This window comes from Streptomyces sp. NPDC046925, assembly GCF_040644915.1.
Taxonomy (GTDB): domain Bacteria; phylum Actinomycetota; class Actinomycetes; order Streptomycetales; family Streptomycetaceae; genus Streptomyces.
The window spans coordinates 1,108,435-1,122,684 of sequence record NZ_JBEYWZ010000002.1; the positions used below are offsets into that span (position 1 = coordinate 1,108,435).

A 14,250-nucleotide genomic window follows, 5' to 3' on the forward strand; every position below is an offset into this window, starting at 1 on the left:
GAGCGCGTGTTCGAATTCCGGGGCAAGTCAGAGCCCGTGCCACGGCGGGGCTTGCGCAGTACGCTCCGGCACAACAGCGAGGGGGACGTCATGGTGACATTCGACCCGGACAAGAAGGCGACTAAGCGCACATGGCTGCGCCGGATCTTCGGCCTCAACCCAGCAGCCGATGTGCGCCGCGCCCGGATGGACCACCGGGACGCGGCAGCAAAGATCAACGAGAACAAGGCAAAGATCAAGAAGGCGCGCAGCGACAAGGCGTACATCAAGCAGCTCAAGAAGGACGGCACGCTGAAGTAGCCGGGCACGCAAAGAAGCCCCCTCCACCCGTAAGGGCAGAGGGGGCTTCATGCTGTTCGGAGTTACAGACCCTGCGGGCCCTGCGGCTTGTTGGGCACTGCCCAGGTCAGACCCCAGGCAGCGAGCACGGCGGCCACGGCGGTCAGACCGTCCTGGGTGGACAGGGTGCCGTCGGCCAGTCCGGTGGCCAGTGACGCGGCGCCTGCGGCGATACCGGCGACGATGGCCTTGGCGTACTTCGAGACGTTCATGACTGCCTCACTTCTTGGGGATCTTCAGTTCCTGACCGGGGTAGATCCGGTAAGGCGTCTTGATGTTGTTGGCCTTCGCGATGTCCGGCCAGGGAACGTCGACCAGCGCGCCGATGCTGGACAGCGTCTCGCCGGGGCGCACGGTGTGGACCTTGACGGCGCGCAGGCGGTTGAAGATCCGGCCGCGCATCGAGGCCATGGTGAAGCCCCTCGGATCGACCTTGCCCGGCTGCCATTCCAGGTGCCCGATGACGGAGCGCTCGGACCACTTGTGATGACGGCAGATCGCCGCGGACACCCGCTCGATGGCGTCCAGCTGCACTTCCGGCCAGGGGTCGCGGCCGTCGCCCAGGTTCTCGCACTCGAAGCCGTAGAAGTGCCGGTTGCCGTCGGTGTTCGCCTCGTTGTCGGCAGGCAGCGCCGTCTCTGCGATGACCGCACGCAGGACGTCGTCGTCACCCAGCCCCGCGTGGTTGGCGCGGCCGTAGCCGACGAGGTGGACGCGCCCGTCCTTGGTGATGACGCCATGACAGAGCGGACCCGGAAGACTGGTGTGTCCGTCGCGGCAGATCTGCACCGTACGGGCGCTGCCGGATGTGACGGTGTGGTGGATCATCACACCGTGGACCGGGCCCCATTCGCCCATGTGGTTGCGGTTGTGGTGACGCCAGTCGCCGACCTGCACGACGGTCAGCCCCTCGCCCTTCAGGACATCGAGGAACGTGCTCGCGGACATGGGGGGCGCCATCAGCCACAGTCCAGTGCGGCCCGGACCATGCAGTCCTTGGCTTCGAGCAGCTTGCGCAGACCGGCCGACACCTCCGCACCGCTCAGCCTCCCGGCCAGGTCGTGCGCCAGATCGTGGAAGGGCCGGCTCACAGCTTGAAGATGCGGCGGAAGGTGGGCGTAGTCGAAGTAGCGCAGCAGCGCCACGGTGGCAGGGTGCACGGTCATCCCTTCTCGTTCTTGCTGAATGGCTGCTTCTGCTCCGTGAACTCCGGGCAGCGCAACGCCTGGTAACCGTCCTCGATGACCTTGAAAGCCCGGTCATAGGCCTCGGGGTCCTCTGCCGCCTTCCGGCCTGCATCCGAGCGGGAGCTGAGGAAGATCTCGTACAGCGGACAGAAGGCGCCGCGGCGCGTCTCGGTCTGCGCCACGTCCAGGCGGTGGGTCAGGGCGTTGATGCGGTCGGCGTTCTGGTCCACCTGCGCCAGGCCGAAGCCCATCGCCGCAGTGAGCGCGACGTCCAGGAAGACGGACCCGATCACGATCCAGATCATGCGGCGGTTGGTGCGCGAGCGCTTCGTCAGCGTCACGATCTGCGTACCGCTGTCGGCCGCCAGCTCCTGCACTTCATCGATCAGCTTCTGCGCCAGCTCCGTCAGCCGCGCCAGGCGGTCGTCCGGCGTTTCCTTGTTCATCGTCCCCCGCTTCCGCACGCAGTGACGTCGCCTCGCTCGTGAGACCTTCGGCGAAAGCCATCAGGCGCGCCGCCATGCGCAGCAAGTCCGCGCGCAGTTCTTCCGAATCGGCCAGCAGTCGGTCTGTGCGGCTCTCGCCTGGCATGGGATCAGCTCCGTCGGACTGCGGCCCTGGCGTCCTCGATCGCGCGACCCGCCTCGGCCAGGGCCTGCGCAGCGGTAGTGATGGTGCCGATGTAGTCATTGCGTACCGTCTCGTTCAGCTTGCGCAGCTCCTCTTCGAGCCGGTCGGCGCGCTGCGTCTCCCTGTCCAGTGCGGCGCTCAGGCGCACGTAGAGCACCCGCACCGCGGCGATGGCCAGCAGGGCAACGACGCCGACCGCGCCGTACTGCACCAGGACGCCGGTGGCCGGGTCCGCGGCCTCGGCGGCGATGTCAATCAATGAAATACTCGATGCCGTTGAAGGAGACCCACGGCGGATCATCAACCGTCGGGTTGAAGGTATGCAGGTGCGACTCTGTGCCGGTCGTGCCGCCGGGCTGGCCGGCCGTCGGGCTTCCGTGCTTGTGCGTCGTCGTGTTGATCGAGTGCGAGTGGTTGTTCACCGACGTCGTGCCGCCGGGCTCGCCGTCCGCCGCTGAGCCGTGCTTGTGCGTGGTCGTCGCGATGCTGTGACTGTGCCCCGAGGTCGTGCCCGTCGGCGAGCCGTGGTTGTGATCGTTGTTGGCGATGCCGTGGGTGTGGCTGCCCTCGCTGGAAACGCCCCCACCGTGGTTGTGCTCGTTGTTCTCCATGCCGTGGGAGTGACCCGACTCGGAGGACGTGTTGCCGCCGTTGGGCGAAGCCGTGCCGCCGACCATGACGACCGTGCCGTCCGTCATGAAGTCCAGCTTCACCGCGGGCGCCCCGCCCACCGCGGACCGCGCCACGGTGACGGGCACCAGCGCCTGCGGCCGGTACCCGGTGGCCAGCGGCGTACTCACTGCCACCGTTCCGGACGACCGCCCGGCCACGCCGCGCCACTGCATCTTGGGACTGCCGTGATCCCACACCTTGCGGTAGCGGACGTTCCCGCCGCTGTTGCCGTTGTGCGTCCAGCCCGCCCCGAGCGTGACCGTCGTCCAGGCCGAAGCGGAGAAGGCTGCGGCGATCTGACCGAGCGCAACCAGATCCGTGCCCTGCTTGATGATCAGCGCGGTGTCGCCGACCACCGGCACGTAGCTGTCGATGTAGCGGATGCCATCGATCGTCGTCGTGGTGTCGCCGCTGATCTGTACCGACAGCGTGGGCGGGGTGGCCGTGTCCGCGATCGCAGTGACGGTGCCCTTGCGGATCGTGGCCGGGTCGAAGTCCAGTACCGCCTGCTTGGCGATCTCTGCGGCCAGCTCGCGGATGGCGTTGAGCTGCGCCGCCGCCGCGGCCTCCGCTTCGGCCGCGGCGTCCTGCACTGCGGCTTCTTCCGGCGCGACCGGCGGTTCTGGCGGGACGGTCTCTTCGGGGGTACTCATCAGCCCCCCGCTGTTCTTTTCTGGCGCAAAGTAAGACTTTGCGTACCTTTCGCATCAAGAGGCACGTTGAACGCGTCCACGGCGTAGAGCCCGGAGACATGCGACCGCTCGCGCACCACCTCGATGACCGCGCCCGCCTCGTAGGCGGGGTTCACGATGCCGGTGATGCTGAGCTGAGCACTGAAGCCCAGGAGGTTCCGCAGCAGTTGATCCGCCGTGGCCTGCGCTTCCTCCGTGGTCTTGATGAGCTGGTCTGTGATGAATTGGGGCACTTCTCCGTACGGACCCAGATGGTAGGTCGCGCTGGTCGGCTCCTCGTCCCAGGCCACAGCGCGGACCGGGGGCAGCTCATCGCCCGGGCTCTCGCCGGTGAGGACGACGCCGTTGAACCCGGGTTCGTCAGTGAAGACGCGGGAGAGGTCGAGCATCGTGCACTGCTCGCCCTCGATGTACTGGAAGTCGGGGCTGGGCAGCGCGTCGATGTCGACAGGCGGGGCGATCACGACCCAGCCCTCTACGTCGAAGTAGATGTCGCAGCCCAGGGACTGCGCCAGCTCCGTGACCGCCTCCCACGGATCATCGCCGACGTCGTACAGACGCGGCGCCGTGGTCGTCCTGGTGGTGCTGATCGCGTCGTAGGACAGGTCCGGGAACGTCCTCTCCAGGATCGACTTGATCGCATCGATCACATTCGTGTTCTCCGCGATCACGTAGGGGCTGATGAACTTGTCCCGCGCCACGGTGCGCGACAGGTCGTAGGCGTCCAGCTGAATATCCGGGCTGCCGCCGGTGCCGTCCGAGACGCTGACCTTGGCCAGGCGGAAGACCCCGAGCGGCAGCACGTCCGTGGTGCCGTCGCTGTAGCGCACGCCCCGGTAGGGGCGCAGCTCCGTCCCGTAGGGCGTCAGCAGCGAGCCGGGGCCGCTCGGGGTCAGCAGCCCTGAAGGGTCGACGCAGCTCGCCTTGCAGGTGCGCCGCACGGCTGCGGTGCGGTCGCAGCTCACCTCTCCCCCGATGGCAGGCAGACGCATTCGCTCCTGCGTCGGGCTGATGACATCCACGTAGCTGTAGATCTGGTGCGATCCCCTGATCTCCGCGAGCAGGCGGGCCGATGCGCGCTGGACTGCCACCGCCCCGCCCCCTCGCCTCGTTGTCGGTCAGGGGGCGTCCACTTCGACGAACGTCACCTTGACGAAGCGGATCGGATCGACGAACCGCTGCCCGCTGACCTGCACTTCGGACTGAAGGTCACCGACCGGGCGCACCCACCAGGCGTGATCCACATTCGTCTGGAGGAAGAGCGTCCGGCCGCTGCGCAGCATCTGCCGCAGCGGCGCGTACTCCTCGCGCTTGAGGATCAAGGTCAACTCGATCGCGTCGCCTTTGTAGCCCTCGGACAGGACGACCGGCCTGTCCTCGCCCAGCGGCTGGTACATGACGCTGGTCCCGGTCGTCCCGACCTGAAGCGGCTCCGCTTTGACCCTGAGCGCGATGGCGCTGTCCGGGTCGCTGATGTCCTTCAGCCACCAGTTCTGCGCCGTCAGGCTGACCTCATCCGACGGCGGCCCGAAGCCCGACACGAAGCGGTCGCCGGCCAGGCCGAAGCTGGTCGTCTGCGCCCGGTAGCGCCGGTTCACCAGAGGGATCACCGTGTGATCGGTGTAGGTGGCGAACCCTGACAACGGGTCGTACACGGGCGGGCTCGTGGCGAGACCCGGCAGGGCCTGCCACTCGCCGTACCCGCTCCCGTCGTCGTCCGCGTACTGGATCTCAGGCGCGTGCCACACGGCATGAGTCGAGCGTCCGGTGCCGTTGCGCCACACCGACGACGACCCGAGCAGGATGCCGCACCGGTCGAAATACACCAGATCACTCACGGCGCGGTCGGTGACGCTGACCTCGCCCTTGATCCGGGTCGTGCCCTCGGGGACGCTGAAGGTCCCCGCGGACTTGACCCAGGTCGTGGCGTTGAAGCTCGTGCCCTGGATCGTCTGGCTGCTGATCAGCTGGTTGGCGCGGTAGAAGTACAGCGTCAGGTACGGGGTGCCGCTGGTAGACCCGAGAAACCCCGAGGTGAACGTGACCTGATTCCCGGCCAGTTGCATGACCGCCGGGTCGATCCCGGAGACATCGACCGCATCCGGCATCACCGCCACCGTCTTGCCCGCGACCAGGGGCACCGCAGGCTTGATCAATCCGATCCAGCTCGCGGCGCTGTTGATGTCCGTTCCGCTGCCCGGCGTGAACGCCGCGGTGACGCTGGTCGCGCCCACCGGCACCACGCCGTTGCTGTCGTAGATACCGGTCGTCAGCCAGGGGTCGGTGGAGCCCGCCGTCGACTCGTTGCGCTCCGTCTCGTTGGCGCCCGGAGCGGGAGCCGACGGCAGCGGCTTGATGATCCCGATCCAGCTCGCGCCCCCGTACCAGTTCCGGTTGAGCGCGCCGGTACGCGAGTGAGAGCCGGTGCCGACCGGGCCGTTGGAGTCAGCCATCATCAGCGTCGCCGTACGGTACTGCCAGTAGCTGATGGCGTACTCGGCAGTGGAGTCCGAGCGCTCCGTCACCTCCGACGTGTAGCCCCACGACGTCTCGTAGTCGCCGGACGCACCGAAGGCACTGATGCGCCAGGCGCGGCTGTCGGTGTTCGTGATCGTCGCCGTGTTGATGGAGTTGCCACTGCCGGACTGAGACGTGTTCTCCGCGATGAACTGATTCGCCGCAGTGTCCGCGTTCCGGTACGCGCTGACCTGCGTCACGACCGGCTTCACCGTGGCGGACAGCGTGCCCGTCCAGCTGCTCGGCTCACTGCTGCCCGCGGTGCGCTTGAGCACCGCAAATCGCAGGCTCGCCGTACCGTCGGACTCCGTGATCTGCCGGACAACCGTCCAGCCGGACGGCGCCGTCAGCGTCGCGATGACCGTGTCACTGATCGCCACCGTGGCCACCATCAGGTCACCCGAGACGACGCCGCTGGGACGGTTGATCGTGTATGACGTCGTGTTGGACGTCGCCTGCCACGACGTGCCCTTGCCGACGTAGGCGATGTCAGCAGAGCTGGTCGGGGGCGCGATGTTGGCCACCATGCTGCCGCTGCCCGCGTTGTCGGAGACCGCGAAAGCAGCCACGCGCCACGCGTTCACGTCGGAGTTGCTGACCACCGCAGAGGTCATGTACAGCGGCGTGCCGGTGGCTCGCGTCAGAACACCTTCGGCGACGAACTGGTCCGCAGCGTCAGCCGCTCCGGAATAGGCGACCACGCAGGCGTAGCGCCGGGTGCTCGCCACGCTCAGGCTGCCGTCCGTCCAGGTCGACGGCTCGGAGCCGCCCGCCGTGCGCTTCAACACGAAGAGCGCCGTGTCCGTGCTGCCGTCGTCGATGCTCGCCGTATTGACCGCCGTCCAGCCCGAAGGGGGCGTGACGGCGCCGTGCTGGTTCGAGCTGACGAAGGCCAGCATGAGATCGCCGGTCGTCACACCCGCCGGCTTGTTGAGCGTGAAGTCCGTGCCGGACGTCGGGCTCGTGAACGCGGTGCCGGTTGCCCGGAAGGCGAGCGACGGCGTGATGCCGGTATAGGTCAGGCGCTTGGTCAGGATGCCGTGCGCGCCGATGCCGGTCACCGCGACGCGGCTGATCGAGCTGCCCGCGCCCGCAATCCAGTTGTCCCCCACTGGGTCATCGCCGGTGGCGCTGAAGGCGGACAGGATGTTGCGGCTCGCGTGCCCGCCGTCGGACCAGGGTGCGCCGGCCCCGTACATCAGGCCGACATGGTCCGCGTAGTGGATCTCTGCGTTCGCCGGGCTCGCCACCTCGATCTCGACACGGGCGTACGCCGTCGTCGCCGGGGACGTGTCGCTCGCCACCACCTCCGTCCACGTCCCGGTGGCGTCCGTACCGGTGCCCGTGATGGTGCCTGAGATGGCCGTGTACGTGTCGTCGTAGAAGCGACACCGGACGCTGACGGTGCGGCCCGTCACGGCCGCGCGCAGCTGCGCGCGCACCGTCACCGGGGAGTCCGGCGACAGTTCCACGAAGGGACCGAGCACGGACATGGTGGCCGCACTGGATGCGGTCATCTTCAGCGAGGCCACGCCCGCGTAGTAGACGCTCGTGTCCTGTGCAGCCGTGCAGTTGGTCGTCGTGTATTCGGGCGCGTCGGTCAGGGTCTCGAAGTCGGCAGACTGCACGCTGAGCAGGTTCGAGCTGTCCCGCAGCGTGAGCGCGACGGACGACGCGTAGGAGTCCGGGACGACGCTGACGACGCCGATACCGGGCGTGCCGCTCACCGTGTTGTCGTCGCCGGGGACGCCCGGCGCCGGACCCTGCACGGTGAAGCTGCGGCCCACCCAGACCGACTTGGCGCCGAAGCTGGAGTACACCCGGACGTACACGCTGTAGGTGTCCGGGTTGATCGAGGTCGGCAGGGTCAGGCTCGTGATGTCGCCCTCCACCGTCGCCTGGTACTGCGGAGGGGTGGAGTTCGGGTTGAACGTGCTCTCCGCGACCTGGATCGCCGTGAAGATCCTGTACTCGGCTTTCGCCTGCGGATCACCGTCGGCCTGCGCGTACGTCCAGGAGATGACCGGGGAGGGGGTCAGGACGGTGCCCGTCGGCGCCTCGACCGTGACCGTGGGCCGCACCCGGTAGTTGATCTGGACGAAGAGCTTGTACACCCGGATGCAGTCGAAGACGCCTGAGTACGAGAAGCACTGGCACAGCAGCTTGTTGATCCGGTGGATGTCCCATGGGTGACCGAGGGGGTCCCGCTGGTACGTGCCGATCTCGTACGTGGTCGGCGTCGTGGTCGGGTAGATGGTGCGGCTCGTGAACCTCGATGTGTCGTCCAGGCAGCAGACGTTCACGGTGATCGAGCGGGAGCCGCCGCCAACCTTCGCGACGCGAATGAAGATCGTGACGGACGTGATGACGGCACCCTCGGGGACCGTGCTGATGTCGATCGGAAACCTGACGCAAGCCCTCCCCTTGTGGGGAGGGTTGCGGCAGTACTTGCTGTCATCGTCATTGTTCCAGCACTCGAAGAGCCTGGTCACGAGACTGCCGACCAGACTCCAACCTTCGTTTCTGAAGTCGCCGTTGCAGATGTGGGGCAGGCTCGTCACGGACGCCTCCCCACTCCCTGCTTGATCGCCATCGTCAGCCTCGGGATGGTCTCCCGCTCCAGGCGGTCGACGACGCCGTGATCCGCGCGACCAGTGATCGGGATATTCACTTCGACGCTGACGTCCCCGCCGCCGCGGCCGACCAGGTCCGAGAGCGGATCGATACGCTCCCCGCCCCGCAGGTTCATGACCTCCGGGCCGTCCTCGCCGACGACGGCAGGACCGCGGGGAGCGCCGGGCGAGCCGAGCGCGTACCAGTTGTGGCTCTTCTGGAAACTGTTTGCTCTCGAAGGCGTGCCGTAACGGTCCTTGATGTAGCCCAGACCCCACTTGATCTGCGTTGCAGGGTTGGTCTTCCAGTCCGAACCGGCCGACTTCATTTTGCTTCCGGGAAGCGCCTGCGGAATGCCGTAGGCATCTGAGCTGGGGTTGTCCGCGTTCCAGCGCCAGCCGGATTCGCGATTCCAAAGAGCCTTCAGGGCAGACCAGTGGGACGTCCAGTTGTAGCTGGCCAGCATCCCCTTGGCCGTGGCCTGCGCCGCAGCCGGCGACTTGCCACCGCTGACCAGGCCGCCCTTGTAGGTGTCGGGTCCGTTGTTGGCCAGACCGTTCTTTCCGGCATGAAAGGCTTTGACCTGCGCCTTTGCCGCCGCGCTCGCAGTGGGGTCGCCCACCGCGATGCCGTGGATGTGCGGGCTGAAGCCCTCGGCAGGCGTGCGCCGCCAGGCCGCGAAGCCCGACGACCGCATGGCACCGACGATCGCGTCCTTCGCAGGACCCAGGTCGATGGCGCCGCCCCCGGAGTGCGTACCGGCTGACGCGCCGACGCTGTTGGAGTACGAGCCCTGGAACGCCGTGAAGGTCGTCTTCGCAAGCTTCTCCGCGTTCCGCAGCATCGCGGCCGTGCGCTTGTTGACGACGACGCCGCGGTACGTCACCTTCTCGCCGTCGCCGTCCTGCCAGGCCTTCCACGGGATGAAGCCGCCACCGCCGACCGGCGCGACATCCATTTCCTTGATCCAGTCAAGGACGGTGTCGCCCATCTTGCGGGGGATGCCCGTGGCCAATTTCTCCAGCCCCGGCTCACCGGGGATGACCTTCCGGACAGTCGACTGGGCAAGACTGACGGCGGCGTTGATCGGGGGTTTGATGACGCCGTAGACGCCGCCCAAGACAACGTCCTTCAGGGCGCCCAGGGCGTTCTTGATGATCCCGTCCGGCACCAGGTCGGGACCCACATCCGGGCCCCATCCGGTACCGAGAATGCCGCCGCCGTCGGCGAACGCGTGGTCCCCGAAGGGGCGCACGCTCGCGCCGCCCATCGCCTGGCTGCGCAGTGCCGCAACGGCGTCGTGGCCGCCCGCTCCCGCTACCTCCTTCGCCGTCCAGACGTGCTCACCGGCGGACAGCCGCGCGACGATCGAGTCCGACGTCCCCGATCCGGGGCCGTCGACCGGGCCGCCCTTGGCGAATCCCTTCAGCTTGAATTCGTCCAGCTTGTCGGCGCCGAAAACACCGGCAACGATGTTCCACAGCTTCCGGATGCCGCCGTTGTAGACCACGTCCACGATTGCCTGTATGGGCGTGAAGATAAGCTTGCGCAATCCGTCCCAGGCTTTACCGATCGCCTTCACCGCAGAATCGAATGCGTTCGGGATCGTCTTCGAGAAGAAGTCACGGACCGGGTTCCAGAAAGTATTCCGGAGCCACGTCGACCCGGCGCTGAAAATGTCGCGCAGTCGGTCCCACAGGGCGCTGGCGGCATTACCGAGGGCGGTGGTCACCGACTGGAAGAAGGTCCGGATCGCCGTCCAGCCCGTGTTCCAGATGGACGTTACGGCAGTGATGAATGCCTGAAGGCCGGAACGCAGCAGATTCCAGGCCGCAGTAGCGATGGCATTGATGGACGCAGTGAGCGTCTGGAAGATGCTCCGGATTGCCGTCCATGCTGCGTTCCAGAGGTTCTGAACTGCCGTCAGGAAAGCCTGGAAGGCTGCACGGAACGCGTTCCAGGCTGCTGTGGCTATCGCCTGGATCGCCGTCCACATCGCCCGGAATGCGGCAGTGAAGACCCCGGCGAATGCCGAGAACGCAGCGGACAGGGCATTGAGGAAGGCCTGCCAGGCCGTTCTCATCAGATTCCAGATGGCGACACCTGCGGCCTGGATGGCGCGCCACGCCGCACCCCAGTTGCCGGTGAAGACAGCCGCGAAGGTCGTAAAGATCGCCTGGACCGTGGTCCACAGCGCCTGCCAGGCGGCCCTCAGGACGTTCCAGATTCCGGTGGCGATGGCCGAAATGACGGTCCACGCGCCCCGGAAAACGGCGCTGAAGGTGACATAGAAGACGTTCCATATTCCGGTGACCGTCGCCCAGAGGACCGACCATGCGCCGGTGAGGATTGTCCAGGTAACCCGCGCTGCACCGGTAAGGGCGGTCCACCCCACCTGCCAGGCTGCGGACAGAATTGCCCAGCCTATTTGGTAGACCGAAACAATCGTCGTCCACAGGAAGTTCCACGCCGCGACCAGAAGATTCCAGGCGGCGGAAGCCGTCGCGGCGAGCCCGGTCCACGCTGCAATGAATACCGGGCCGAAGGTGGACCAGAACAGATTCCACGTCGCCTGGATTCCGGTCCAGGCCATTGCCACGGTGGCGACGACGAAGTCAATCGCGAGCTTCAGCGGGGCCAGAAGGAAGTTGAACCAGTAGATGATTCCGTTGATAAGGTCGGGGATTACCGAATTCCCGACAAGGAAGTTGTAGAGCCACTGGAAGCCATGACCGATAGGGGTAAGAATATTTTCGTAGATCCATGTGACCTTGCTGGCTATCCAGCCCCAGATCGTATTCCAGTTCTGCCACAGCAGGATCAGACCGCCGACCGGACCGAGAAGCACCAGGACCAACTGACCGAGACCGTTGGTCAAGAAATTCCAGACGGTCATGGCCGTGGTCTTGATGGCATTCCATACGGTGTCCCAGTTCTGCACCAGGAAATAGATCCCGACCCCGAGGGCCGCGAGGGCGACGACTACCGCGCCTATCGTCAGAGCCATGCCGAGGAAGAGAATTCCGATGCCGCTGGTAGCGAGGGCCAGCGCAGCCGTCACAGTAGCCGCAGTCGCCGCGTAGATGTTGTACGCCAGGAGCGCCGCATTCCAGGCGAGCCATGCCCGTACGAGATTTGCCAGCAGTTCCGGAGGGAAGGAATTGAGAACCTTGAGGAGAACGGTCAGCGCACTGAAGGAATTCTCGCTCAGGTTGGCGGCAGCCTTGGCTATATTGGCCAGTGCTTTCGTCAGCTCGACGAAAAATTCCTTGACGTCCGGAGCGGCCTCGCGCGCCTTGTCCAGGAACCTGGCGAAGCCGCCGCCGGCTGACCACTTCCCAAGCTTCTCGGCTCCGTCCCTCAGGACCGATACCACCTGGTTCCCGTAGGGGAGGAAATCCCGGAAGCCCTGCCCGAGGACGCCTATGACCTCTTTTCCAGCGCGAATGAAATTCTCCAGCGCGGGAACACCCTGGCTGACCATCGTGTCCACAAAGCGGTCAAGCCCGGGACCGTCCATCCAGGCGGCAAAGTCCTTGGCCAGACTCTTCACCAGAGGACTGGTCGCCTTGACCAGCGGCACGAATTTCTCGAAATTGCGGCTCAGGGCACCCATGACGATCGAAACGGGAGTCAGCGTGTCCTTCTCGGTCGCCTTGATGAAATCGCCCCAGGCGCCCTTCATGCTCGCTGTCGCCTTGACGTATTTCTGCTGGGCAGGCGTCAGCCCGTCGATGATCGTCTTGAGATTCTTCTCGGCCTCGTGGACCTTCTTGAGCTGTTCTTCGTACGCCTTCGTGCCGGGCGTCAGCCCTGCCAGGGTTTCTTTCTGCTTCTCCAGCGCCGTCTGTGCGCTCTTCGTGGCGCTGTTCGTTGCCTGAATCGCACCGAAGAGGGCGCCGCCGAAAACACCGGCCGTAATTCCGGCCGCAGCCGAAGCTGCGACAAGCCCGCCCGCCACACCTGCCGACGCCGTCACGATCGGAACAAGCGCGGGACCCAGACCAAGAGCCGCATTCCGCACTGAGGTGACCGCGCCGATGACTGTCTTGCCGACATTCGCCCAGCCGGACTTGAAGTCCTCCTGCACCTGCCGCATATGACGGCGCTCTTCTTCGGCCTGTGCAGCCAGTGCCGCCCGCCGCCTGGCAAGCTCCCGCTGCCAGGCGGCCTCACGTATCCGCAGCTGAGCGTTCAGATCCCGCCGCAGCGCAGCCTGGCGCGCTGCGGCTTCCTGCTGGTCAAGGCGGGCCTGAGCCGCTGCTGTCGTCGCACGAAGGCGGGCCTGCCGCCGCTGCTCTTCCTCGAAATCCGCCAGCGACCTACGGGCCTGGTTGATGCCTGTGCCACTGAACGTCGTATTGACGTTGAAGTTCAGCCCGGTAACAGTTGCCATTGCCCGTCACCCCGCTATTCAGTTGTCGATGCCATCCCCCTCCCCGTCGGAAGGGTCTGCGGCGTGTAGCTCACGGGGCCGGGGGTAACGCTTTGGTTCGGGCGCCGGATTCTTCTTATGTGTCTTGCTGGTGAAATGCGCAGCACCCGTCATGCGATTCAAGGTCTGGATCTGCTCATGGAGGGCAGCAAGAACTTCGGCCAGATACGAGGAATCCACCGGGCCCGCGTACCTCTCGTACGCTTCCCATTCGGCCAGCTCCAGAGAACTGATGTGCTCCAGCCCCCATTCCACGGAAGGCCAGCCCAGCGCTACCGCTAGGCGGAAGGCGAGGCCCCTTCGGGGCCGTCCTCGAAACCCTCGGTCAGCTCCTCGACGTCAGCCTCGGAGAAGCCGTTCATCGCCTGGCAGGCGTTGAACACGCGGCTGAGGGCTACCGAAGACTTCTCGCCCAGTGCCGGAACGTCAGCGGTACTGAACATCTGCTCGCCGTCCTCGGTGACGATGCACTGGACAACCAGCCGGGCCCGGAAGTTGGCGAAATTCTGCTTGGACTTGCCGCCCTTCGTCTCCACCGTGGATGCCTCGAATGCGTCACGCTGCTTGCCCGTGAGCATCCGGAGCCGCACCACGTAGTCACCGGCGTTCTCTGCGCCCTCAGGGGCCCACTCCGGAACGGGGACATCCTTCGTCCTGAGATCCTTTGCCTTGAGGATCTGATCACGAGACAGCAGCATCGCGGGATTGCCTTTCGATTGCGGGTTGAGAAATCCGATGGTGAATAGACCGGAAATATGGGGTAGCATCCGGCCATGGCTCAGAAAGTTGTGACGACCTATACCGATGACCTCACGGGCAAGGAATCCCCGGAGATCTCCACGCATGAGTTCTCGCTCAATGGCGTGATCTACGAAATCGATCTCACCCCGGAGAGCTACGACGAACTGGCCGCTGACTTCGGCCGGTACATCGAGGCCGGACGGAAGAAGAAGGGCGGCAAGAGCACGGGCAGGACGCGCGCCGCGAGCGGCCCCAGCGCTACAGAGGTGCGGGAGTGGGCGCGGGAAAACGGGTATGAAGTAAACGACCGGGGCCGGGTCCCCGCCCCGGTCCGCGAGGCGTACGAAGCGGCCCACTGACCGGCGAACAGCCCCCGGCGCAATGCCGGGGGCTTTGTCGTGCACGGGGCCGGCCGGGATACCCG

Annotated in this window: 12 protein-coding genes and 1 pseudogene; 2 read left to right on the top strand and 11 right to left on the bottom strand. The window is 66.0% G+C overall.

Annotated elements, in window-relative coordinates:
- Window positions 1–90: 90 nt before the first annotated feature.
- Entirely contained in the window at window positions 91–300 is a 210-nt protein-coding gene (locus ABZ906_RS11300) for a hypothetical protein (RefSeq protein WP_361380416.1), read from the top strand.
- 62 nt (window positions 301–362) lie between these two features.
- Here the strand turns inward: ABZ906_RS11300 and ABZ906_RS11305 are convergent, their stop codons facing one another.
- The 11 genes and pseudogenes from ABZ906_RS11305 to ABZ906_RS11355 all read right to left on the bottom strand — a co-directional run bounded on the left by ABZ906_RS11305 (window position 363) and on the right by ABZ906_RS11355 (window position 13,852).
- Window positions 363–551: a hypothetical protein gene (locus ABZ906_RS11305; protein ID WP_361380419.1), complete on the bottom strand. Its 189-nt coding sequence runs from the start codon at window positions 549–551 to the stop codon at window positions 363–365.
- Window positions 552–558: 7 nt separating this feature from the next.
- Entirely contained in the window at window positions 559–693 is a 135-nt protein-coding gene (locus ABZ906_RS11310; protein ID WP_361381416.1) for a LysM domain-containing protein, read from the bottom strand.
- Window positions 694–711: 18 nt separating this feature from the next.
- Window positions 712–1,299: pseudogene (locus ABZ906_RS11315) on the bottom strand (N-acetylmuramoyl-L-alanine amidase); the annotation flags it as partial.
- The gene (locus ABZ906_RS11320; RefSeq protein WP_361380422.1) at window positions 1,299–1,505 is read right to left on the bottom strand and encodes a hypothetical protein; all 207 of its coding nucleotides are present in this window, start codon (window positions 1,503–1,505) and stop codon (window positions 1,299–1,301) included. The gene ABZ906_RS11320 and the pseudogene ABZ906_RS11315, both read right to left, overlap by 1 nt.
- A complete protein-coding gene (locus ABZ906_RS11325; RefSeq protein ID WP_361380424.1) occupies window positions 1,502–1,972 on the bottom strand; it encodes a hypothetical protein in 471 nt (156 codons plus the stop codon). Before ABZ906_RS11325 ends, ABZ906_RS11320 begins: the two co-directional genes overlap by 4 nt.
- Window positions 1,973–2,121: 149 nt before the next feature.
- The gene (locus ABZ906_RS11330; RefSeq protein ID WP_361380427.1) at window positions 2,122–2,415 is read right to left on the bottom strand and encodes a hypothetical protein; all 294 of its coding nucleotides are present in this window, start codon (window positions 2,413–2,415) and stop codon (window positions 2,122–2,124) included.
- The gene (locus ABZ906_RS11335; protein WP_361380430.1) at window positions 2,408–3,481 is read right to left on the bottom strand and encodes a hypothetical protein; all 1,074 of its coding nucleotides are present in this window, start codon (window positions 3,479–3,481) and stop codon (window positions 2,408–2,410) included. Before ABZ906_RS11335 ends, ABZ906_RS11330 begins: the two co-directional genes overlap by 8 nt.
- Window positions 3,481–4,611: a DUF5047 domain-containing protein gene (locus ABZ906_RS11340; protein ID WP_361380433.1), complete on the bottom strand. Its 1,131-nt coding sequence runs from the start codon at window positions 4,609–4,611 to the stop codon at window positions 3,481–3,483. Before ABZ906_RS11340 ends, ABZ906_RS11335 begins: the two co-directional genes overlap by 1 nt.
- Window positions 4,612–4,638: 27 nt before the next feature.
- Complete coding sequence (locus tag ABZ906_RS11345) at window positions 4,639–8,598, bottom strand: hypothetical protein (RefSeq protein ID WP_361380436.1); 3,960 nt, start codon at window positions 8,596–8,598, stop codon at window positions 4,639–4,641.
- Window positions 8,595–13,046, bottom strand: a complete 4,452-nt coding sequence (locus tag ABZ906_RS11350; RefSeq protein ID WP_361380439.1) for a hypothetical protein — start codon at window positions 13,044–13,046, stop codon at window positions 8,595–8,597. The genes ABZ906_RS11345 and ABZ906_RS11350 overlap by 4 nt, the downstream gene beginning before the upstream one ends.
- A 317-nt stretch (window positions 13,047–13,363) precedes the next feature.
- Entirely contained in the window at window positions 13,364–13,852 is a 489-nt protein-coding gene (locus tag ABZ906_RS11355; RefSeq protein WP_361380442.1) for a hypothetical protein, read from the bottom strand.
- 6 nt (window positions 13,853–13,858) lie between these two features.
- Between ABZ906_RS11355 and ABZ906_RS11360 the strand changes: the two genes are divergently transcribed.
- Window positions 13,859–14,185: an Lsr2 family protein gene (locus ABZ906_RS11360; RefSeq protein WP_361380445.1), complete on the top strand. Its 327-nt coding sequence runs from the start codon at window positions 13,859–13,861 to the stop codon at window positions 14,183–14,185.
- The last annotated feature ends 65 nt before the right edge of the window (window positions 14,186–14,250 follow it).

Excerpts from the sequence above, each read along its gene's own strand:
- ABZ906_RS11305 (WP_361380419.1), bottom strand. The coding sequence starts at position 551 with ATGAACGTCTCGAAGTACGCCAAGGCCATCGTCGCCGGTATCGCCGCA.
- ABZ906_RS11360 (WP_361380445.1), top strand. The coding sequence starts at position 13,859 with ATGGCTCAGAAAGTTGTGACGACCTATACCGATGACCTCACGGGCAAG.
- ABZ906_RS11320 (WP_361380422.1), bottom strand. The coding sequence starts at position 1,505 with ATGACCGTGCACCCTGCCACCGTGGCGCTGCTGCGCTACTTCGACTAC.
- ABZ906_RS11355 (WP_361380442.1), bottom strand. The coding sequence starts at position 13,852 with ATGCTACCCCATATTTCCGGTCTATTCACCATCGGATTTCTCAACCCG.
- ABZ906_RS11335 (WP_361380430.1), bottom strand. The coding sequence starts at position 3,481 with ATGAGTACCCCCGAAGAGACCGTCCCGCCAGAACCGCCGGTCGCGCCG.
- ABZ906_RS11350 (WP_361380439.1), bottom strand. The coding sequence starts at position 13,046 with ATGGCAACTGTTACCGGGCTGAACTTCAACGTCAATACGACGTTCAGT.
- ABZ906_RS11325 (WP_361380424.1), bottom strand. The coding sequence starts at position 1,972 with ATGAACAAGGAAACGCCGGACGACCGCCTGGCGCGGCTGACGGAGCTG.
- ABZ906_RS11300 (WP_361380416.1), top strand. The coding sequence starts at position 91 with ATGGTGACATTCGACCCGGACAAGAAGGCGACTAAGCGCACATGGCTG.